Annotated in this window: 21 protein-coding genes and 1 tRNA gene; all 22 read right to left on the bottom strand. The window is 63.7% G+C overall.

Annotation, left to right across the window (positions count from 1 at the left end; translation table 11 throughout):
* Positions 1-24: 24 nt before the first annotated feature.
* The 22 genes from GEM_RS05845 to pnp all read right to left on the bottom strand — a co-directional run bounded on the left by GEM_RS05845 (position 25) and on the right by pnp (position 21400).
* Positions 25-447, bottom strand: coding sequence for a DUF1178 family protein (locus GEM_RS05845; protein WP_014896515.1), 423 nt, complete (start codon positions 445-447; stop codon positions 25-27).
* A 135-nt stretch (positions 448-582) separates the two neighbouring features.
* Positions 583-1173, bottom strand: coding sequence for an NUDIX domain-containing protein (locus tag GEM_RS05840; protein ID WP_014896514.1), 591 nt, complete (start codon positions 1171-1173; stop codon positions 583-585).
* 36 nt (positions 1174-1209) lie between these two features.
* Positions 1210-1506, bottom strand: a complete 297-nt coding sequence (locus tag GEM_RS05835; protein ID WP_014896513.1) for a DUF2818 family protein — start codon at positions 1504-1506, stop codon at positions 1210-1212.
* Positions 1506-2960 carry an NADH-quinone oxidoreductase subunit NuoN gene (gene nuoN, locus GEM_RS05830; protein ID WP_187293244.1) on the bottom strand — a complete coding sequence of 485 codons (1455 nt, stop codon included), beginning with the start codon at positions 2958-2960 and terminating at the stop codon, positions 1506-1508. The genes GEM_RS05835 and nuoN overlap by 1 nt, the downstream gene beginning before the upstream one ends.
* Before the next feature lie 36 nt (positions 2961-2996).
* Positions 2997-4487, bottom strand: coding sequence for an NADH-quinone oxidoreductase subunit M (locus tag GEM_RS05825; RefSeq protein ID WP_014896511.1), 1491 nt, complete (start codon positions 4485-4487; stop codon positions 2997-2999).
* A gap of 16 nt (positions 4488-4503) precedes the next feature.
* The gene (nuoL, locus tag GEM_RS05820; protein ID WP_014896510.1) at positions 4504-6558 is read right to left on the bottom strand and encodes an NADH-quinone oxidoreductase subunit L; all 2055 of its coding nucleotides are present in this window, start codon (positions 6556-6558) and stop codon (positions 4504-4506) included.
* A gap of 17 nt (positions 6559-6575) precedes the next feature.
* Positions 6576-6881 carry an NADH-quinone oxidoreductase subunit NuoK gene (gene nuoK, locus GEM_RS05815; protein WP_004185739.1) on the bottom strand — a complete coding sequence of 102 codons (306 nt, stop codon included), beginning with the start codon at positions 6879-6881 and terminating at the stop codon, positions 6576-6578.
* A gap of 18 nt (positions 6882-6899) precedes the next feature.
* The gene (locus GEM_RS05810; RefSeq protein WP_014896509.1) at positions 6900-7550 is read right to left on the bottom strand and encodes an NADH-quinone oxidoreductase subunit J; all 651 of its coding nucleotides are present in this window, start codon (positions 7548-7550) and stop codon (positions 6900-6902) included.
* Positions 7551-7664: 114 nt separating this feature from the next.
* Positions 7665-8153: an NADH-quinone oxidoreductase subunit NuoI gene (nuoI, locus tag GEM_RS05805; protein WP_014896508.1), complete on the bottom strand. Its 489-nt coding sequence runs from the start codon at positions 8151-8153 to the stop codon at positions 7665-7667.
* 15 nt (positions 8154-8168) lie between these two features.
* Positions 8169-9236, bottom strand: coding sequence for an NADH-quinone oxidoreductase subunit NuoH (gene nuoH / locus GEM_RS05800; RefSeq protein WP_014896507.1), 1068 nt, complete (start codon positions 9234-9236; stop codon positions 8169-8171).
* Positions 9237-11567: an NADH-quinone oxidoreductase subunit NuoG gene (nuoG, locus tag GEM_RS05795; RefSeq protein ID WP_014896506.1), complete on the bottom strand. Its 2331-nt coding sequence runs from the start codon at positions 11565-11567 to the stop codon at positions 9237-9239.
* An 85-nt stretch (positions 11568-11652) separates the two neighbouring features.
* The gene (nuoF, locus tag GEM_RS05790; protein ID WP_014896505.1) at positions 11653-12963 is read right to left on the bottom strand and encodes an NADH-quinone oxidoreductase subunit NuoF; all 1311 of its coding nucleotides are present in this window, start codon (positions 12961-12963) and stop codon (positions 11653-11655) included.
* Complete coding sequence (gene nuoE, locus GEM_RS05785; RefSeq protein ID WP_006756903.1) at positions 12960-13445, bottom strand: NADH-quinone oxidoreductase subunit NuoE; 486 nt, start codon at positions 13443-13445, stop codon at positions 12960-12962. The genes nuoF and nuoE overlap by 4 nt, the downstream gene beginning before the upstream one ends.
* A gap of 168 nt (positions 13446-13613) precedes the next feature.
* Positions 13614-14867 carry an NADH-quinone oxidoreductase subunit D gene (locus tag GEM_RS05780; RefSeq protein ID WP_014896504.1) on the bottom strand — a complete coding sequence of 418 codons (1254 nt, stop codon included), beginning with the start codon at positions 14865-14867 and terminating at the stop codon, positions 13614-13616.
* 9 nt (positions 14868-14876) lie between these two features.
* Positions 14877-15479, bottom strand: coding sequence for an NADH-quinone oxidoreductase subunit C (locus GEM_RS05775; RefSeq protein ID WP_014896503.1), 603 nt, complete (start codon positions 15477-15479; stop codon positions 14877-14879).
* A gap of 21 nt (positions 15480-15500) precedes the next feature.
* Positions 15501-15980, bottom strand: coding sequence for a NuoB/complex I 20 kDa subunit family protein (locus GEM_RS05770; protein WP_006398799.1), 480 nt, complete (start codon positions 15978-15980; stop codon positions 15501-15503).
* A gap of 62 nt (positions 15981-16042) precedes the next feature.
* A complete protein-coding gene (locus GEM_RS05765; protein ID WP_010091191.1) occupies positions 16043-16402 on the bottom strand; it encodes an NADH-quinone oxidoreductase subunit A in 360 nt (119 codons plus the stop codon).
* Positions 16403-16556: 154 nt separating this feature from the next.
* A tRNA-Leu gene (locus GEM_RS05760) sits at positions 16557-16641 on the bottom strand.
* A gap of 111 nt (positions 16642-16752) precedes the next feature.
* Entirely contained in the window at positions 16753-17130 is a 378-nt protein-coding gene (gene secG / locus GEM_RS05755; RefSeq protein ID WP_014896502.1) for a preprotein translocase subunit SecG, read from the bottom strand.
* 72 nt (positions 17131-17202) lie between these two features.
* Positions 17203-17958, bottom strand: a complete 756-nt coding sequence (gene tpiA / locus GEM_RS05750) for a triose-phosphate isomerase (RefSeq protein WP_014896501.1) — start codon at positions 17956-17958, stop codon at positions 17203-17205.
* 129 nt (positions 17959-18087) lie between these two features.
* Positions 18088-19107 carry an NAD(P)H-quinone oxidoreductase gene (locus tag GEM_RS05745; RefSeq protein ID WP_014896500.1) on the bottom strand — a complete coding sequence of 340 codons (1020 nt, stop codon included), beginning with the start codon at positions 19105-19107 and terminating at the stop codon, positions 18088-18090.
* Positions 19108-19252: 145 nt separating this feature from the next.
* On the bottom strand, positions 19253-21400 hold the full coding sequence (gene pnp / locus GEM_RS05740) for a polyribonucleotide nucleotidyltransferase (RefSeq protein WP_014896499.1): 2148 nt from the start codon (positions 21398-21400) through the stop codon (positions 19253-19255).
* Positions 21401-21626 lie beyond the last annotated feature (226 nt).

Raw genomic sequence — 21626 nt, 5'->3', positions numbered from 1 at the left:
CCCGGCAAGGACACACTGCTTACGTCATTGCAGCGGTTCTTTCAGCGCGGCAGGAATCGGCAGCGGCATCACGTCGATGCCTTCTTCGACCAAGGATTGCGCATCCTCCGGCGTCGTGACGCCACGAATGCTGCGTGCCGGCGCCTCGTTGTAATGGATGCGCCGCGCTTCCTCGGCGAAGCGCTCGCCCACGTTCTCGGTCTTCTCCAGCACCTCGCGCAACGCGCGCATCACCTGCGCCTGCAGCGCACGCGGATCGGCCGGCTGCGCCTGCGTCGAGCCCGACAGGTTCAGGCGCGGCGCCGACGGCATCCGGTTGATCTCGGTCGTCCCGCACACCGGACATTCGACCAGCTTGCGGGACAACTGCGCTTCGAACTCATCGGCGGAAGCGAACCAGCCTTCGAACCGATGACCGTGCGGGCACTGTAAATCGAGGACCTTCATGCTGAATCAGGGCGTGTGACGAGTGTAGCGCAAAAAGCGCTTTTGTGAACGATCGTGCTAAATCAGGATTGCGCGCCGGATTGCGGCCGCGTCACCGGATTGTAACGCGGCGCCCCACCCGCCGCTGACGCGCAGTCAGGCCGTCTGGACCGGACCGAGCGGCCAGGTGCCGGACAGTACCTTCTCAAGCCACATCGTGCCGATGATCGTCTTCACGTCGGTGATCTGGCCCGTGCGCACCCATTCCTGCAGGTCGGCTTGCGTCGCCGTGAAGGTCTCGAGGAATTCGCCTTCGTCGAGCTTGCGCTCGCCGGCCGTCAGCCCGCGGGCGAGATACAGGTCGATGAATTCGGTCGAGTAGGAAATGATCGGGTGAATCCGGGCCAGGAACACGTATTCACGTGCCGTGTAGCCGGTTTCCTCGCGCAGCTCACGCGCCGCGCAGGCGAGCGCGCCTTCGTTCGGGTCGAGCTTGCCGGCCGGGAATTCGGCCATGACCTTGCCGATGGGATAGCGGTACTGGCTTTCCATCAGCACGCGGCCGTCGTCGAACAGCGGGATCACCATCACCGCGCCCGGGTGCTGCACGTATTCGCGCGTGGCCTGCTTGCCGTCCGGCAAACGAACGGTATCGCGCTTGAGCTTGAGGAACGAGCCTTCGAAAATCGCCTCGCTCTCGAGGCAGGTTTCGGTCAGTGCGGCGTCGTGATTGGGTAGTTCGGCCATCGGCGGCTCCGGAATTGAGCGTGACGGCCGAAGCCGTCAACGTCGTTTGACGAGATACTGGAACGTGAAGCCGGGAAACGCGAACACGACAAAGAGACTGAACGTGATCGCGTAAAACTGCCAGCCCTGTTCGAAACGGTTGCCGGCGCGCGACTCGAGCCAGAAGCCGAGCGCGCCGACGACGAAATACAGCACGATCAGCTCGCCGATCCGAACCCACCCGCTCTTCTTCGTCGCACCGAACGGCACGACGGCGAAGAGGCGTTGGTTCAGGAACGGCAGGTTGGCGCACACGAGCGCCAACAGCACGATGAACCAGCCGGCTGCCGACATTACAGCGGCAGCGTGTGACGGATCGCCTGCAGGCAGGCCGTCAGCAGCGGGCTCGGGATCAGGCCGAGCACGACGACCGCGAGGCCGTTCAGCACGAGGATCGTGCGCTTGCAGAAATCGCCGGTGATGGGCGCCGTGTCCTGCGGTGCATCGAAGTACATCAGCTTGACGATGCGCAGGTAGTAGAACGCGCCGAACAGCGACGTGATCACGGCCAGCACGGCCAGCCACGTGAGGCCCGCGTTGACGGTCGCCTCGAGCACCGCGAGCTTCGCGTAGAAGCCGACGGTCGGCGGGATACCGGCCAGCGAGAACATCATGACCATCATCACGAACGCGAACACCGGGCTGCGCTTGTTGAGGCCCTTGAAGTCGTCGATCGTTTCCGCTTCGAAATCGCGGCGTGCGAGCAGCATCACCACGCCGAACGAGCCGAGCGTCGTGATCAGGTAGACGATCGCGTAGAACATCGCGGAGCTGTAGGCGTTCGCCGGTGCCGTCGCGTCGCCCTTCACGATGCCTGCGAGCAGGCCAAGCAGCACGAAGCCCATGTTCGAGATCGCCGAGTACGCGAGCATCCGCTTGATGTTGCGCTGGACGATACCGGTGATGTTGCCGACGATCAGCGACAGCGCGGCGAGGATCACGAGCGCGGTCTGCCAGTTCTGTGCGAGCGGCAGCAGGCCCATCACCAGGAAGCGCAGGCCCCAGGCGAACGCGGCAACCTTCGGACCGCCGCCGACGAACAGCGTCATCGCAGTCGGTGCGCCCTGGTAGACGTCCGGCACCCACATGTGGAACGGTACGGCACCGAGCTTGAACGCGATACCGGCGACGATGAAGATCACGCCGAACATCAGCACGGCTGCGTCGGTGGTACCGCCGACTGCCTTGTACACCTCGCCGAGCTCGAGCGAGCCGGTCGCGCCGTAGAGCATCGAGATGCCGTACAGCACGAAGCCCGATGCGAGCGCGCCCAGCACGTAGTACTTCATCGCGGCTTCGCTCGACTGCGGAGCATCCGGGCGCAGCGCGATGATCGCGTACAGCGACAGCGACATCAGTTCGAGACCGAGGTACAGCGTCAGGAAGTTGTTGCCCGACACCATCACCAGCTGACCGAGCAGCGAGAACATGCCCAGCAGGAACACGTCGCCGCGGAACATCTCGCGGTCTTCGAGGTACTTGCGCGAATAAACGAGCGAGACGGCGAAGCCGATCGACACGACGGCCTTCATCATGCTCGCGAACGAGTCGACGACGACCATCCGCGAGAAGAAGTAGTACTGCTGCGGATCCAGCGCCTGCACGGCGAACCACACGCCGGCGACGACCGACGAAACCACCGCGATCAGATAGGTCAGGCGGCGGCCGCCGGCACCGGTAAAGGTGTCATTCAGCCATGCGACGACGATGGCGACCATCACCAGCGCGTCAGGCAACAGGACATTCATAGGAGCGTTCATGATCTTGAGTTCCTCCGCTCGCGATTACTGGGCCAGCGGCAGCTTCGACTGCGCGACATGGGAGAGGAGGTTTTCCACGGAAACGTGCATCACGTCGGTGAAAGGCTTCGGATACAGGCCCATCAGCATCGTGAACGCGGCGAGCACGGCCAGCATCACGAATTCGCGACGGCCGATGTCCGTCAGCTTGGCAACGTGATCGTTCGCAACCGCGCCGAAGTACACGCGCTTGTACATCCACAGCGTGTAGGCAGCGCCGAGGATCAGCGTGAATGCCGCGCCGAACGCGATCCAGAAGTTGTACTGGACGGCCGCGAGAATCACCATGAACTCGCCGACGAAACCCGAGGTACCCGGCAGGCCGCAGTTGGCCATCGAGAACAGCATCGCGAATGCCGCGAACTTCGGCATCACGTTGACGACACCGCCGTAATCGGCGATCTGGCGCGAGTGCAGGCGGTCATACAGCACGCCGATGCACAGGAACATCGCGCCCGACACGAAGCCGTGCGAGATCATCTGGATGATCGCGCCTTCGACGCCGAGCTGGTTGAAGATGAAGAAGCCGAGCGTGACGAAGCCCATGTGCGCGATCGACGAATACGCGACCAGCTTCTTCATGTCGGACTGCACCATCGCGACGAGGCCGATGTAGATCACCGCGATCAGCGACAGCGTGATCACGACCGGTGCCAGGAAGTGGCTTGCGTCAGGCGTGATCGGCATCGAGAAGCGCAGGAAACCGTACGCGCCGAGCTTCAGCATGATCGCCGCCAGCACGACCGAGCCGCCCGTCGGCGCTTCCACGTGCGCGTCCGGCAGCCAGGTGTGCACCGGCCACATCGGCACCTTCACCGCAAACGCGAGGAAGAACGCTATGAACAGCAGGATCTGCGGCGTCATCGCGATCTTGGCGTTCTGCCACGTCGCGAGGTCGAACGAATGCGTCTGCGTGTACAGGTAGATCAGCGCGACCAGCATCAGCAGCGAGCCGGCCAGCGTGTACAGGAAGAACTTGAATGCCGCATACACGCGGTTCGGGCCGCCCCACACGCCGATGATGATGTACATCGGGATCAGGGTCGCTTCGAAGAACACGTAGAACAGCAGGCCGTCGGCCGCCGAGAACACGCCGATCATGATCCCGGACAGGATCAGGAAGGCCGCGAGGTACTGCGCGACGTTCTCGGTGATCACTTCCCAAGCGGAGATCACGACGATCACCGTGATCAGCGCAGTCAGCACGACGAACCACATCGAGATGCCGTCGACGCCGAGGTGATACGCGATGTCGAAGCGTTCGATCCAGGTCGACTTCTCGACGAACTGCAGCGCGGCCGTGCTCGAGTCGAAGCCCGTGATCAGCGGGATCGTGACCGCGAGACCGAGCAGCGAACCGATCAGCGCGACCCAGCGGGCCGTCCCCGGATTTTTGTCGTTACCTACCGCGAGCACGAGGAGGCCGAAAACGATCGGCAGCCAGATCGCGGTACTGAGAATCGGAAAAGCGTGCATTAAGTTGTCCCCCGCCTTATTTGCCGCCGAGCGTTACAAACAGGGTCAGGAGCCCCAGCATGCCGATGATCATGGCGAACGCGTAGTGATAGATGTAACCGGATTGGAGGAAGCGGATCACGCTGGCGAACCAGCCGATGAACCGGGCGCTGCCGTTGACGAGGCCGTCGATCACGACGACGTCACCTTCCTTCCACAGGCCGCGGCCGATCGCCACCGAACCACGGGCGAACACCACTTCGTTGATCTTGTCCATGTAGTACTTGTTGTCCAGCAGCGTGTAGATCGGACCGAACGCGCGGCGGATCGACGCCGGCAGCTCCGGACGCTTCAGGTACAGGAACCAGGCGACGACAACACCGGCGAGCGCCAGCCAGACCGGCAGGCCCGACACCGAGTGCAGGCCCATGCCGACCCAGCCGTGGAACTCTTCGGCCATCTCGGCCAGCGCCGGATGGTTTTCGCCGATGAAGATCACCTTGTCGAATGCGACGCCGTGCTGGAAGAAGTCGCCGAACAGCATCGGGCCGACCGCGATCGCACCGATGATCACCGACGGGATCGCCAGCAGGACCAGCGGCACCCACACGACCCACGGGGTCTCGTGCGGCTCGTGCGCGTGGTCGTCATGACCGTGGCCATGGCCGTGGTCGTCGTGGCCGTGCGCGGCCGCCATGCCCATCGGCGATTCCGGATGCTTCGGCTTGCGGAAGCGCTCTTCGCCGTGGAACACCAGGAAGTACATGCGGAACGAATACAGCGCCGTGACGAACACGCTCGCGACGACCGCGAAGTACGCGAAGCCCGAACCCGGCAGGTGCGACAGCTTCACCGCGTCGATGATCGAGTCCTTCGAGTAGAAGCCCGAGAAGAACGGCGTACCGATCAGCGCGAGCGAACCGACGAGCGACGTGATCCACGTGATCGGCATGTACTTGCGCAGGCCGCCCATGTTGCGGATGTCCTGGTCGTGGTGCATGCCCATGATCACCGAGCCGGCGCCGAGGAACAGCAGCGCCTTGAAGAACGCGTGCGTCATCAGGTGGAACAACGCGACCGGGTACGCGGACACGCCGAGCGCGACCGTCATGTAGCCGAGCTGCGACAGCGTCGAGTAGGCGACCACCCGCTTGATGTCGTTCTGGATGATGCCGAGGAAGCCCATGAACAGCGCCGTGATCGCGCCGATCACCGTGACGAACGACAGCGCGGTGTCCGACAGCTCGAACAGCGGCGACATGCGCGACACCATGAAGATGCCGGCCGTCACCATCGTCGCCGCGTGAATCAGCGCCGAGATCGGGGTCGGGCCTTCCATCGAGTCAGGCAGCCACACGTGCAGCGGGAACTGCGCCGACTTGCCCATCGCGCCGATGAACAGGCAGATACAGGCAACGGTCAGCAGGCCCCAGTCGGTGCCCGGGAAGTGCAGGCTCGCGAGCTCGGCACGCTTCGCGAACACTTCGCCGTAGTTCATCGAACCCGCGAACGCGAGCAGCAGGCCGATGCCCAGCAGGAAGCCGAAGTCGCCCACGCGGTTCACGAGGAACGCCTTCATGTTCGCGTAGATCGCGCTCTCACGCGTGAAGTAGAAGCCGATCAGCAGGTACGACACCAGACCCACCGCTTCCCAGCCGAAGAACAGCTGCAGGAAGTTGTTGCTCATCACGAGCATCAGCATCGAGAACGTGAACAGCGAGATGTACGAGAAGAAGCGCTGGTAGCCGTCTTCTTCCGCCATGTAGCCGATCGTGTAGATGTGCACCATCAGCGAGACGAAGGTCACGACGACCATCATCATCGCGGTCAGCGAATCGACGAGGAAGCCGACTTCGAGTTTCAGCGAGCCGACGTTCATCCATTCATAGACGGTCGCGTTGAAGCTTGCGCCGCCCATCACGTCGAAGAAGACTTTCGCCGACAGGAGGAACGCGATCATTACGCCGAGGATCGTGATCCGGTGTGCGCCCTTGCGCCCGACTGCGTTCCCGAACAGCCCCGCAATCAGCGAGCCGGCCAGCGGAGCGAGCGGAATCGCCAGCAGCAGGTTTTCATTGAGTGTCGTTGACATAACAGCGTTGCCTGAAATTAACCTTTGAGCTGATCGAGATCCTCGACATTGATCGTGTCGAGCTTACGGAACAGGGTCACCAGAATCGCGAGACCGATCGCGGCTTCCGCTGCGGCGACAGTCAGCACGAAGAACACGAAGATCTGGCCGTGCACGTCGCCGAGGTAGTGCGAGAACGCGACGAAGTTGGTGTTCACCGCCAGCAGCATCAATTCGATCGCCATCAGGATGATGATGATGTTGCGGCGGTTCAGGAAGATCCCGACGATCGCGATCGCAAAGAGGATCGCGCCGAGCACGAGGTAGTGAGCAAGAGTCAGCATGATTTTCTTTTCCTCCGCTTAGCCGTTGGTGCTCGAACCGGCTTCGCTCTGCGCCGTTTCCGGCTGCGGCTTTTCCGCTTCCATCTTCACGAGGCGCACGCGGTCGTCGCGACGCACCTTGACCTGATCCGACACGCGCTGGCGCTTGCTGTCCTTGCCCTTGCGCTCGGTCAGCCCGATCGCGGCGATGATCGCGACCAGCAGCACCAGGCCGGCGATTTCAAACGCGAAGATGTAGTCGGTGTAGATCACCTTGCCGATCAGTCGCGTATTCGACCAGTCGGCCATCGCGCCCGTCGCCATGGCGTGCACCGTGTGCGTGTCGCCGTAGCCGCGCCACAGGATCAGCGCGGTCTCGACCACGATGATCGCGCCGACCACCGTTGCCATCGGTACGAAGCGCTTGAAGTCGCGGCGCAGGTAATCGATGTTGATGTCCAGCATCATCACGACGAACAGGAACAGCACCATCACGGCGCCCACGTACACCAGCACCAGCAGGATCGCGAGGAACTCCGCTTCCAGCAGCATCCAGATCGCGGCGGCGTTGAAGAACGCCAGCACAAGGAAAAGCGCAGACGCCACCGGGTTGCGCGAAGTGATCACCTTCAGCCCTGATACCACCAGGAGCAGCGCGAAGATGTAGAACAGTACGGTCGTGAATTCCATGATTACCGGTTCATCGTTAGGCCATAGTCAGGCGCGGCTTGCGGGACGCTCTCGCGTGCCGCACCCGTCGCGGCGGCTCGGCCCGTTCATGCCGGGCCGGCACTGCAAACACAATCAACGATACGGCGCGTCGGCAGCCTTCGCCGCAGCGATGTCCTTCTCGTAGCGATCGCCCACCGCGAGCAGCATTTCCTTCGTGAAATACAGGTCGCCGCGCTTTTCGCCGTGGTACTCGAGAATCTGCGTCTCGACGATCGAATCGACCGGGCAGCTCTCTTCGCAGAAACCGCAGAAGATGCACTTCGTCAGGTCGATGTCGTAGCGCGTCGTGCGGCGCGTGTTGTCCGCGCGCGTTTCCGATTCGATCGTGATCGCCATTGCGGGGCACACGGCCTCGCAGAGCTTGCACGCGATGCAGCGCTCTTCGCCGTTCTCGTAGCGGCGCAGCGCATGCAGCCCGCGGAAACGCGGCGAAATCGGGGTCTTCTCTTCCGGGAACTGCACGGTGACCTTGCGCTTGAACGTGTAACGACCGGTCAGCGCGAGCCCCTTCAGCAGTTCCGTCAGGAAGAAGGTCTTAAAGAAGTGTTGGATTGCCGTCATGATTTCGTCCGATCTTTACTTCACCCAGATGTTGAGCGGCGACATCATCCAGAAGCCGACCACGACCACCCAGATCACCGTGACGGGCAGGAACACCTTCCAGCCCAGACGCATGATCTGGTCGTAACGGTAGCGCGGGAACGTTGCGCGAACCCAGATGAACACCGACAGCAGCGCGAACACCTTCAGCACCAGCCAGAAGATGCCCGGAATGAACGACAGGAATTCGAACGGTGCATCCCAGCCGCCGAGGAACAGCGTTGCAGCGAGCGCCGAGATCACGATCATGTTGATGTACTCGGCGAGGAAGAACAGCGCGAACGCCATGCCCGAGTAATCGATCATGTGGCCCGCGACGATCTCCGACTCCCCTTCCACCACGTCGAACGGGTGACGGTTCGTTTCGGCGATGCCCGAGATGAAGTAGACGACGAACGCCGGCAGGAGCGGCAGCCAGTTCCACGACAGGAAGTTCACGCCGTGGCCGGCGAAGAAGCCATGCTGCTGCGAATTGACGATTTCCGACATGTTCAGGCTGCCGGCCGTCATCAGCACGAGCACCAGCGCAAAGCCCATCGAGATTTCGTACGAGACCATCTGCGCCGCGGCACGCATCGCACCGAGGAATGCGTACTTCGAGTTCGACGCCCAGCCCGCGAGGATCACCGCATACACGCCGATCGACGAGATCGCCATCGCGTACAGCAGGCCCGCGTTGATGTTCGCGAGCACGGCCTTGGCCTGGAACGGAATCACCGCCCACACGGCGAACGCCGGCACGACGGTCATGACCGGCGCGATCAGGTACAGCCAGCGGCTGGCGGCGCTCGGCTGAATCACTTCTTTCAGCAGCAGCTTCAGCACGTCGGCAATCGGCTGCAACAGGCCGCCGGGGCCGACGCGGTTCGGGCCGAGACGTACGTGCATCCAGCCGATCAGCTTGCGTTCCCACAGAATCAGGTACGCGACGCACAGCAGGATGACGACGGAGACGACGAGGATGCGAACGATTGCCCACACCGTCGGCCACGCGACGCCGAGAAGCTGGGCGCCGCCCGCGTTGATCGTATCGAACAAGCTCATTTACGCCTTCTCCACCACCAGTTCACCGGACAGGCTGCCGAGCGCTGCGCCGGCAGGCGTTGCCGCCGACACGCGAACGACCGTCTCCGCAAGATTCGCGTCGCGCACGGCCGGCAACTGCACCGCACGCTCGCCCTGGCGCACGCGCACCGCGTCGCCTTCCTTCAAGCCCAGCTTGTCGAACAGCGCGGCCGGCAGGGCTGCGGCGTTCGCCACCTTCGCGGCAGCCGTCAGGTGCAGCGAATCTGCACGGCGCACGAGTGCGTCGGCATGATAGATCGGCACGTCGGCGAGGCGCTCGAAGCCGCCGTTCGCGGCATTCGCCGCGACGCGTGCCGGCGCGACCGACGCCTGGTTCGACAGGCGGCTCGCGACGCCTGCGTCGCCGAGCGCCGCGAGGCGCACTTCTTCGGACGTCTCGTATTCGAAGTTCGGCAGGCCCAGCAGGCTGCCGAGCACGCGCAGCACCTTCCACGCCGGACGCGTGTCGCCGAGCGGACGCACGACGCCGTTGAAGCTCTGCACCGAGCCTTCCGCGTTCACGTACGTGCCAGCCGTTTCCGTGAACGGAGCGATCGGCAGCAGCACGTCGGCGTAATCGAGGCCGTGCTTGAACGGCGACATCACGACGACCATTTCGGCCTGGTTCAGCGCGGCAAGCGCCTGCGCCGGATCGGCCGTGTCGAATTCCGGCTCGACGTTCAGCAGCACGTAGCCCTTGCGCGGCTGCGCGAACGCTTCGCGTGCGTTCAGGCCGCCTTCGCCCGGCAGTGCGCCGACGACGTGCGCGCCGACCGTGTTCGCCGCTTCCGTCAGGAAGCCGAACGTGGCGCCGGTGTTCTCGGCGATCCACTGTGCAACGGCGTGCAGCTTCGCGAATTCCGGATGACGGACGGCCACGTTGCCGAGCAGCACCGCGCGGCGCTCGCCATTCGCGAGCGACTGTGCGACAGCCTGCGCAGCCGGCGATGCCGTAACACCCGCGAGCGTATCGGGCAGCGCGACGCCGCGCAGTTGCGCGACGGCTGCGGCGACGCCAGCCAGTTCGTCGAGCCATGCCGACGGCGCGGCGACGATGCGCTTCGCGGTCGGGATCAGCGAGTCGTCAGCGGTCGCGTGCAGGAAGTGCAGCTTCGCACCGTTCTTCGCAGCCTGACGCAGGCGTGCGGCGAACAGCGGATGGTCGCGGCGCAGGAACGAACCGACGACGAACGCGGCATCCACGTTCGACAGGTCGGCGATCGGCATGCCGAGCCACGGCGCGCCCTGGACCGGTGCCGAGAAATCTTGCTGACGCAGACGGAAGTCGACGTTCGGCGTCTTCAGTTCGTTGGCCAGCTGCTTCACGAGGAACAGCTCTTCAGCCGTGCTGTGCGCGCTCGCGAGCATCGCCAGCGCGTTCGCGCCGTGATCCGCCGCGATACCCTTCAGGCCCTTCGCGACATACTCGAGCGCGGTCTGCCAGTCGGTTTCGATCCACTGGCCGCCCTGCTTCAGCATCGGCTTCGTCAGGCGCTCTTCGCTGTTCAGGCCTTCGTACGAGAAACGATCCTTGTCCGAGATCCAGCATTCGTTGATCGCTTCGTTCTCGAACGGCAACACGCGCATCACGCGGTTGTTCTTCACCTGCACGACGAGGTTCGCGCCGACGGAATCGTGCGGGCTCACCGACTTGCGGCGCGACAGTTCCCACGTACGGGCGCTGTAGCGGAACGGCTTGCTGGTCAGCGCGCCGACCGGGCACAGGTCGATCATGTTGCCCGACAGTTCGGAGTCGACCGTCTTGCCGACGAACGTCGTGATTTCCGAGTGCTCGCCGCGGCCCAGCATGCCGAGCTCCATCACGCCGGCGACTTCCTGGCCGAAGCGGACGCAGCGCGTGCAGTGGATGCAGCGCGACATTTCTTCCATCGAAATCAGCGGGCCCACGTTCTTGTGGAACACCACGCGCTTCTCTTCCGAGTAGCGCGACGACGACTTGCCGTAGCCGACCGCCAGATCCTGCAGCTGGCATTCACCGCCCTGATCGCAGATCGGGCAGTCGAGCGGGTGGTTGATGAGGAGGAATTCCATCACCGACTGCTGCGCCTTCACGGCCTTGTCGGACTGCGTGTGCACGATCATGCCGGCCGACACGGGCGTCGCGCAGGCAGGTACGGCCTTCGGCATCTTCTCGACTTCGACGAGACACATCCGGCAGTTGGCCGCAACCGACAGTTTCTTGTGATAGCAGAAGTGAGGAATGTACGTATCCGCCTTGTGCGCAGCCTGGATCACCATGCTGCCTTCGGGCACCTCGACCTTCTTGCCGTCTATTTCAAGTTCAACCATGATGGTGAATGGTCCTTAACCTATTTCCGCCCGTTCGCGCCTTCGCCCGACCGTGCGCTCAAATTCCGCAACCGGGTGCTTCGCTTCAGGCTGCCGCCGCGTGCGCGTGGCCGCCGACCATGCAATGCTTGTGCTCGACGTGGTACGCGAATTCGTCCCAGTAATGCTTGAGCATCCCGCGTACCGGCATCGCCGCCGCATCGCCGAGCGCGCAGATCGTGCGGCCCATGATGTTCTCGGCAACCGAATTCAGCAGGTCCAGATCTTCCTGGCGGCCTTCGCCATGCTCGATACGATTCACGACGCGATACAGCCAGCCGGTGCCTTCGCGGCACGGCGTGCACTGGCCGCACGATTCCTCGTAGTAGAAGTACGACAGGCGCAGCAGCGAACGCACCATGCAGCGCGTCTCGTCCATCACGATCACCGCGCCGGAGCCGAGCATCGAGCCCGCCTTCGCGATCGAGTCGTAATCGAGATCGGTCTGCATCATGATGTCGCCCGGGATCACCGGCGCCGACGAGCCGCCCGGAATCACGGCCTTGATCTTCCTGCCGCCGCGCATCCCGCCGGCGAGCTCCATCAGCGTCGCGAACGGCGTGCCGAGCGGCACTTCATAGTTGCCCGGACGCTCGACGTCGCCCGACACCGAGAAAATCTTCGTGCCGCCGTTGTTCGGCTTGCCGATCTCGAGGTAATTCTGCGGCCCGATGGTCAGCAGGAACGGCACCGCGGCGAACGTCTCGGTGTTGTTGATCGTGGTCGGCTTGCCGTACACGCCGAAGCTCGCCGGGAACGGCGGCTTGAAGCGCGGCTGGCCCTTCTTGCCTTCGAGCGACTCGAGCAGCGCCGTTTCCTCGCCGCAGATGTACGCGCCGTAACCGTGGTGCGCGTGCAGCTGGAACGAGAATTCCGAGCCCATGATGTTGTCGCCGAGGAAACCGGCAGCGCGCGCTTCATCGAGCGCCGCCTCGAAGCGTCGATACACTTCGAAGATTTCGCCGTGGATGTAGTTGTAGCCGACGGTGATGCCCATCGCGTACGCGCCGATGGCCATGCCTTCGATCAGCGCATGCGGGTTCCAGCGCAGGATGTCGCGATCCTTGAACGTGCCCGGCTCGCCTTCGTCCGAGTTGCAGACGAGGTACTTCTGCCCCGGGAACTGACGCGGCATGAAGCTCCACTTCAGGCCGGTCGGGAAGCCCGCACCGCCACGGCCACGCAGGCCCGACGCCTTCACGTCGGCGATCACCTGCTCGGGCGGAATCTTCTCTTCGAGAATGCGGCGCAGCTGCTTGTAGCCGCCGCGCGCGACGTAATCTTCGAGATGCCAGTTCTCGCCGTTCAGACCGGCGAGGATCAGCGGTTTGATGTGACGGTCGTGGAGGGACGTCATTTCGAAAGTTCCTCAAGCAGCTGGTCGATCTTCTCGCGGCTCATGAAGCTGCACATTCTGTGGTTGTTCACCAGCAGCACCGGCGCATCGCCGCACGAGCCCATGCATTCGCCTTCCTTCAGCGTGAACTTGCCGTCGGGCGTGGTCTCGCCGAAGCCGATGCCCAGCTTCTGTTTCAGGTAGTCGGCCGTCGCCTCGGCGCCGCCGTGCGGACCCAGCTGGCACGGGAGGTTCGTGCAGAGCGTGATCTTGTGCTTGCCGACCGGGTTGAGCTCGTACATCGTGTAGAACGTCGCGACTTCCTGCACGGCAACGGCCGGCATGCCGAGATAGTCCGCGACGAACTGCATCAGTTCGGGCGACAGCCAGCCGTGCTCTTCCTGAGCGACGGCCAACGCCGACATCACGGCGGACTGTTTCTGATCGGCGGGATACTTCGTCAACGCTCGATCGATTTCCTTCAGGCCTTCAGCTGAGATCATTTTCAGACACGACTCTTTCAATTCCTACCGAACGAACAACCTGCCGCACTGCAGTGCATGGACGGCAGACCTGGCGCTCACTGTTGACAGCTTACGAAGCCGCGCCGGTTCAGCGCGCATCGCGTGTGACTTACTGCTCGCCGCCCGCTCGCGCAGGCGGCGCAACCATTAGCGATCGATCTCGCCGAACACGATGTCCTGCGTACCGATGATCGTGACGGCGTCGGCGATCATGTGACCGCGCGCCATTTCGTCGAGCGACGCCAGGTGCGCGAAGCCCGGAGCGCGAATCTTGAGGCGATACGGCTTGTTGGCACCGTCCGACACGAGGTAGATGCCGAATTCGCCCTTCGGATGCTCGACCGCTGCGTACGCTTCGCCTTCCGGCACGTGAAAACCTTCGGTGAAGAGCTTGAAGTGGTGAATCAAGTCTTCCATGTTGGTCTTCATGCCGACGCGCGACGGCGGCGCAACCTTGTGATTGTCGGTCATCACGGGGCCCGGATTCTTGCGGAGCCACTCAATACACTGTTTCGCGATGCGGATCGACTGGCGCATTTCTTCGACGCGCACCAGATAGCGGTCGTAGCAATCGCCGTTCACGCCGACCGGCACATCGAAATCCATGCGATCGTACACTTCGTACGGCTGCTTCTTGCGCAGATCCCATGCGATACCCGAGCCGCGCAGCATCGGGCCCGTCAGGCCCATCTGCAGCGCACGTTCCGGGCTGACGACGCCGATCCCGACCAGACGCTGCTTCCAGATCCGGTTGTCGGTCAGCAGCGTTTCGTATTCGTCGACGCACTTCGGGAAACGCGTGAAGAAGTCGTCGATGAAGTCGAGCACCGAGCCGCTGCGCGATTCGTTCATCTTCGCGAGCGCCTTCTCGTTGCGAATCTTCGACGCCTTGTATTGCGGCATTGCGTCAGGCAGGTCGCGATAGACGCCGCCCGGGCGGTAGTACGCCGCGTGCATCCGGGCACCGGACACCGCTTCGTACACGTCCATCAGGTCTTCGCGTTCGCGGAATGCATACAGGAACACGGCCATCGCGCCGACGTCGAGTGCGTGCGCGCCGATCCACATCAGGTGGTTCAGCACGCGCGTGATCTCGTCGAACAGCACGCGGATGTACTGCGCGCGCTCCGGCACGTCGATGCCGAGCAGACGCTCGATCGCGAGCACGTAGCCGTGCTCGTTGACCATCATCGACACGTAGTCGAGACGGTCCATGTACGGCACGGACTGGATGAAGGTCTTGCTTTCCGCGAGCTTTTCAGTCGCGCGATGCAGCAGGCCGATGTGCGGATCGGCGCGCTGGATGACTTCGCCGTCGAGCTCGAGCACCAGGCGCAGCACGCCGTGCGCTGCCGGGTGCTGCGGACCGAAGTTGAGGGTGTAGTTCTTGATTTCTGCCATGACGCCCCCTTAATGTTTCAGACCGCCATAGCGATCCTCGCGGATCACGCGCGGCGTGATTTCGCGCGGCTCGATCGTCACCGGCTGGTAGACGACCCGCTTCTCTTCCGGGTCGTAACGCATTTCGACATAGCCCGACACCGGGAAGTCCTTGCGGAACGGATGACCGATGAAGCCGTAGTCGGTGAGGATGCGGCGCAGGTCGGGGTGCCCCTCGAACACGAGGCCGTACAGATCGAACGCTTCGCGCTCGTACCAGTTTGCGGAGGTCCAGATATCGACGACCGATGCCACGATCGGCAGATCGTCGTCCGGCGCGAACACGCGCAGGCGCAGGCGCCAGTTGTTCGTGACCGACAGCAGCTGCGACACGGCCGCGAAACGCGGGCCGTCATAGGCGCCGTCGCCGTAGGTCTGGTAGTCGACGCCGCAGAGGTCGATCAGCTGCTCGAAACGGAGCTTCGGATCGTCGCGCAGCATCGTTGCGACTTCGAGGTAATCGCTCGCCTTCACGACGAGCGTCAGTTCACCGATCGCTTCGGTGAGGCTCACCACGCGCGCGCCGAGCGCGGCTTCGAGGTTTGCCTTGAGGGTCTCGATTTTGCTTGCCATATTGAGGGGACGCTCGGGGCTTTATTGACGGGCGATGGTATTGGTGCGGCGGATCTTCGCCTGAAGCTGGATCACGCCGTAGACCAGCGCCTCGGCCGTGGGCGGACAGCCCGGCACGTAGACGTCGACCGGCACGATCCGGTCGCAGCCGCGGACCACCGAGTACGAGTAGTGGTAGTAACCGCCGCCGTTCGCGCACGACCCCATCGAGATCACCCAACGCGGCTCGGCCATCTGGTCATACACACGGCGCAGTGCGGGCGCCATCTTGTTGCACAGCGTGCCGGCAACGATCATCACGTCCGACTGACGCGGACTCGGACGGAACACCACGCCAAACCGGTCCAGGTCGTAACGGGCCGCGCCCGCATGCATCATCTCGACGGCGCAACACGCGAGCCCGAACGTCATCGGCCACAGCGAGCCGGTACGCGTCCAGTTGATCAGCTTGTCAGCCGTCGTGGTGACAAACCCTTCCTTCAAGACCCCTTCGATACTCATTTGCTTTCCACTCCAGACGAGCGGCCCAGCGTGGCCGCCCATGCAAACCGGCGATTAACCCATCACTCCCAGTCGAGCCCGCCTTTCTTCCAGATATAGGCAAAGCCCAGCAGGAATTCGAGCAGAAAAATCATCATTGCGATGAAACCCGGCCAGCCGATGTCCCGGAGCGCGACGCCCCACGGAAACAGGAATGCGGTTTCGAGATCGAAGATGATGAACAGGATGGCGACGAGGTAGTACCGGACGTCGAATTTCATCCGGGCGTCTTCAAAGGCTTCGAAGCCGCACTCGTACGGTGCGTTCTTCTCGACGTCCGGCCTGTTGGGACCAAGGAGCTTGCCGATGCTGACCAGCGCTATACCTAAACCAGTGCCCACGAGGAGGAACAACAAGACGGGGTAATAGGCTGCGAGGTTCAAGGCAATCCTCTATCGGTTGGTTCTGAGCGTCCGGAGAATACCACTTCCGGCGGAAGGAATCATTTCGGAGTGCGTGCGATCCCAAGACAATCGCAAGGCACACCCCAGAAATGAAAAATGCCAGCCACTAGAAGCGGCTGGCATTGAGTAACTTTGGTGCCGACGGCGAGACTCGAACTCGCACAGCTTTCGCCACTACCCCCTCAAGATAGCGTGTCTACCAATTTCACCACGTCGGCACTGCATGCAACTCGGGTTGTGCTACTTGTTTCCCGCGAATCGCTTCAAGAATTAAATTCTAACCTGACTTCCAGAATTGTTCAACGCACAAACGCAAAAATTTTAACTTTTTATTTCGGGACGTCCTGGCCCGGCGCACTCGCAGCCGAACCCGCGGCAGCGGATGCCGCAACCGCCGGTGCCGATGCTGCCGGCGCCGATGCCGGCGCGGTCGCTGCCGCGCCCAGCACGCCTGCCGACGGCGTCGACTTGTACGAACCGAGGTACGTCAGCGCGAGCGTCGTGACGAAGAAGATCGTCGCGAGAACGCCCGTCGTGCGCGACAGGAAGTTCGCCGAGCCCGTCGCACCGAACAGGCTGCCCGACGCGCCGCTGCCGAACGCAGCGCCCATGTCGGCACCCTTGCCGTGCTGCAGCAGCACGAGACCAATCACACCGAGTGCAGACAGCACCTGCACCACAATAATCAGCGTCTTGAATAACAGCATCACACCCACCCGATTGGATCAGGCGACCGGACCGACCGGCCGCCATCATGGTTCAATTCGATTCCGGACCGCTCAACGTGCGGCCCGGCAGATCGCCAGGAAATCTTCCGCCTTCAACGACGCACCGCCGATCAGGCCGCCGTCGATGTCCGGCTGCGCAAACAGCTCTTCCGCGTTGTCCGGCTTCACGCTGCCGCCATACAGCACGGACACGTCCGCCGCGCCCTTCGCCACGAGACGCGCACGCAGGAACGCGTGCACATCCTGCGCCTGCGCCGACGTCGCGCTCTTGCCCGTGCCGATCGCCCAGACCGGCTCGTACGCGACGACGATGCGTGCCGCCTCGTCAGCCGTCAGCACGGCCAGCACGGCGTCGAGCTGCGCACCGACCACCTGCTCGGTCGCACCCGCTTCGCGCTCGTCGAGCGTCTCGCCGACGCACACGACGGGCGTGAGGCCGGCCGCGAGCGCGCGCTGCGTCTTCGCGGCGACCGTCTCGTTGCGTTCGCCGTGATATGCGCGACGCTCCGAGTGACCGACGATCGTATAGTGCGCGCCGAATTCCGCAACCATCGCAGCCGCGACTTCGCCGGTGAACGCGCCCTGCTCGTGCGCGGACACGTCCTGCGCACCGAACGCGACACGGCCGCCGCCAAGCTGCGCCTGAACCTGCGCGAGATACGGGAACGGCACGCACACGCCGATCGACGTTTCAGCCGCCACCGCGCCCGCGCCCTGCACCACTTCGTTCAGCAACGCCTGGTTGCCGGCCAGCCGGCCGTGCATCTTCCAGTTGCCGATCACTCGCTTTGTTCGTTGTTTCGACATCGTGTCTGTCTCGTCATCGACGTACCGGAGACCGGCCGTCAGGTTGGATCTGGCGAAGCAAACCCGCGATTTTACTGCGCACGGCTTGAACCGGTCAAACCGCGCATGTCAAGCCCGCCGCGCGGGCTGTCACGCGTTCGTGCCCCAATCGAGCACGATCTTGCCGATGTGCTCGCCGCTTTCCATCAGCGCATGCGCCTGCGCGGCCTCGCCGGCCGGCAGCACGCGGTAGATGACCGGCTTGATGCGGCCGTCGGCGATGAGCGGCCACACGCGCGCCTTCAGCTGCGCCGCGATGCGCGCCTTGAACTCGACCGGACGCGGGCGCAGCGTCGAGCCGGTCACCGTCAGCCGACGGCGCAGGATTTCATTCAGGTTGACTTCGGCCTTCGCGCCGCCGAGCAGCGCGATCAGCACGAGGCGGCCGCCATCCGCGAGCGCGGACAGTTCGCGCGGCACGTACGAACCCGCGACCATGTCGAGGATCACGTCGACGCCGCGATCGTGCGTCAGCGACTTGACGACCTCGACGAAGTCCTCGGTCTTGTAATTGATCGCACGCTCGGCACCGAGCGCCTCGCATGCGCGGCACTTGTCGGCATTCCCGGCCGTCGCGAACACGCGAAAGCCGAGCGCATGCGCGATCTGGATCGCCGTCACGCCGATCCCGCTCGAGCCGCCCTGCACGAGCAGCGTTTCCTGCTCGCCGCCCTCGCCCGCGCCGAGCAGCGCACGGTCGAACACGTTGCTCCACACCGTGAAGAACGTTTCGGGCAGCGATGCGGCTTCGATGTCGGTCAGCCCGTCCGGCACCGGCAGGCATTGGGGTAGCGGCGCGACCGCATACTCGGCATAGCCGCCGCCCGCGAGCAGCGCACAAACGCGATCGCCGAGCTTCAGGCCGAACGGGTTCAGCGCGGCATCCGACAAATCGCCGCCGACGATCTCGCCCGCGACCTCGAGGCCCGGCAGGTCCGACGCACCCGGCGGCGGCGCATACGCGCCCTTGCGCTGGAATACGTCCGGCCGGTTCACGCCGGAAGCCGTCACCTTGATCAGCACTTCGCCGCGCTTCGGTTCGGGGCGCGGACGCTCCGCGAGCTTCAGCACGTCGGGGGCGCCGAATTCGGTGATTTCGATGGCTTTCATGGTGGTCGCTCCAGGATCGGAATCGGATGGTGCACCCGTGCGCGCGGCACGGGCGCCTCGCCGGCGCTGCTGCGCCGCACAACGATGCTACAGAAAAAACGGCCGGCGCGCTTTCGCACTGCCGGCCGTTGTCACGCCTGTCCGCTTACTGCTGCGGCGGCGTATCCGACTGCGACGCCGCCGCTGCTTCGTTCAGCAGCGCCTTCGCCGACAGACGCACGCGACCCTTCTCGTCCGTCTGGATCACCTTGACCTTGACCTGCTGGCCTTCCTTCAGGTAGTCGTTGATGTCCTTCACGCGCTCGTTGACGATTTCCGAGATGTGCAGCAGGCCGTCCTTGCCCGGCAGCAGGTTCACGATCGCGCCGAAATCGAGCAGCTTGAGCACCGTGCCTTCGTACACCTGACCGACTTCGATCTCGGCCGTGATTTGCTCGATGCGCTTCTTCGCTTCGGCCATGCCTTCGCTGTTCGTGCTCGCGATCGTCACGACGCCGTCATCCGAGATGTCGATGGTCGTGCCGGTTTCTTCCGTCAGCGCGCGGATCACCGAACCGCCCTTGCCGATCACGTCGCGGATCTTTTCCGGGTTGATCTTGATCGTGATCATGCGCGGCGCGAATTCCGACAGCTGGGTGTTCGCACCCGAGACCGCCGAGGTCATCTTGCCGAGGATGTGCATGCGGCCTTCCTTCGCTTGCGCGAGCGCGACCTGCATGATTTCCTTCGTGATGCCCTGGATCTTGATGTCCATCTGCAGCGCCGTCACGCCTTGCTCCGTGCCGGCCACCTTGAAGTCCATGTCGCCGAGGTGATCTTCGTCGCCGAGGATGTCGGTCAGCACCGCGAACTTGTTGCCTTCGAGGATCAGGCCCATCGCGATACCCGCGACGTGCGCCTTCATCGGCACGCCGGCGTCCATCAGCGCGAGGCAGCCGCCGCACACCGATGCCATCGACGACGAACCGTTCGATTCGGTGATTTCCGACACGACGCGGATCGAGTAGCCGAATTCGTCGGCGCTCGGCAGGCACTTGACCAGTGCGCGCTTCGCGAGACGGCCGTGACCGATTTCACGACGCTTCGGCGAGCCGACGCGGCCCGTTTCGCCGGTCGCGAACGGGGGCATGTTGTAGTGGAGCATGAAGCGCTCGCGGTACTCGCCTTCGAGCGCGTCGATGATCTGCTCGTCACCCTTCGTGCCGAGCGTCGCGACGACGAGCGCCTGCGTTTCGCCACGCGTGAACAGCGCCGAACCGTGGGTGCGCGGCAGCACGCCGGTGCGGATCTCGATCGGACGCACGGTGCGCGTGTCGCGACCGTCGATGCGCGGCTCGCCGTTCAGGATCTGCGAACGGACGATCTTCGCTTCGATGTCGAACAGGACGTTGCCGACGGTGGCCTTGTCGGCCGCGACCGTGCCGGCCGCCAGCGCGTCTTCCTCGAGCTTCGCCGAGGTCGCCGAGTAGACTTCCTTCAGCTTCGTCGAACGAGCTTGCTTGTCGCGCAGCTGGTAAGCGGCGAGCAGGTCGCCCTGCGCCAGTTCCGTCACGCGTGCGATCAGCGCCTCGTTCTTCGGTGCCGGCTGCCAGTCCCACTCCGGCTTGCCGCCTTCGCGCACGAGTTCGTGGATCGCGTCGATCGCCGTCTGCATCTGCTCGTGGCCGAACACGACCGCGCCGAGCATCACGTCTTCCGGCAACTGATCGGCTTCCGATTCGACCATCAGCACCGCGCGTTCCGTACCGGCGACGACGAGGTCGAGGCTCGACGCCTTGATCTGGTCACGCGTCGGGTTCAGCACGTAGGCGTTGTCGATGTACGCGACGCGCGCGGCACCGACCGGACCGTTGAACGGCAGGCCCGACACGGCGAGCGCAGCCGATGCGCCGATCAGCGCGGGGATGTCCGCCGGGATTTCCGGGTTCACGGACAGCACGTGGATCACGACCTGCACTTCGTTGTAGAAGCCTTCCGGGAACAGCGGGCGCAGCGGACGGTCGATCAGGCGCGACGTCAGCGTCTCGTGTTCCGACGGACGGCCTTCGCGACGGAAGAAGCCGCCCGGGATCTTGCCGGCCGAGTAGGTCTTTTCGAGGTAGTCGACGGTCAGCGGGAAGAAATCCTGGCCCGGCTTGGCCGACTTCGCACCGACGACGGTTGCCAGCACGACGGTGTCTTCCACGTCGACGATCACGGCACCGCTCGCCTGGCGGGCGACTTCACCGGTTTCGAGGCGCACCTTGTGCTGGCCCCACTGGAATTCCTTCACGACCTTGTTGAACATGGACATGGTTGCTCCTTTGAATTCAATCATTTCATTCACCGCCCGGGCCATCCCGCGCGGCGGCGTCCCGACCGAATCACCCGGAGCAAGGTGTGTTTTTTATGCCATTCCAGCGCGGCACTCGTCGAGCGACGCGCTGGAATGACACAAATCCCGACCCCGGTATCAGCCGTTCCGGCAGCCCGGCACCCGCGTGCCGGACAACCTGCGGTGCGCGTGACGCTACGCACCG

The organism is Burkholderia cepacia GG4 (assembly GCF_000292915.1).
Lineage (GTDB): Bacteria > Pseudomonadota > Gammaproteobacteria > Burkholderiales > Burkholderiaceae > Burkholderia > Burkholderia cepacia_D.
Note: the sequence above shows the minus strand (reverse complement) of the source record. Positions and strands in the feature narration are given on the sequence as shown.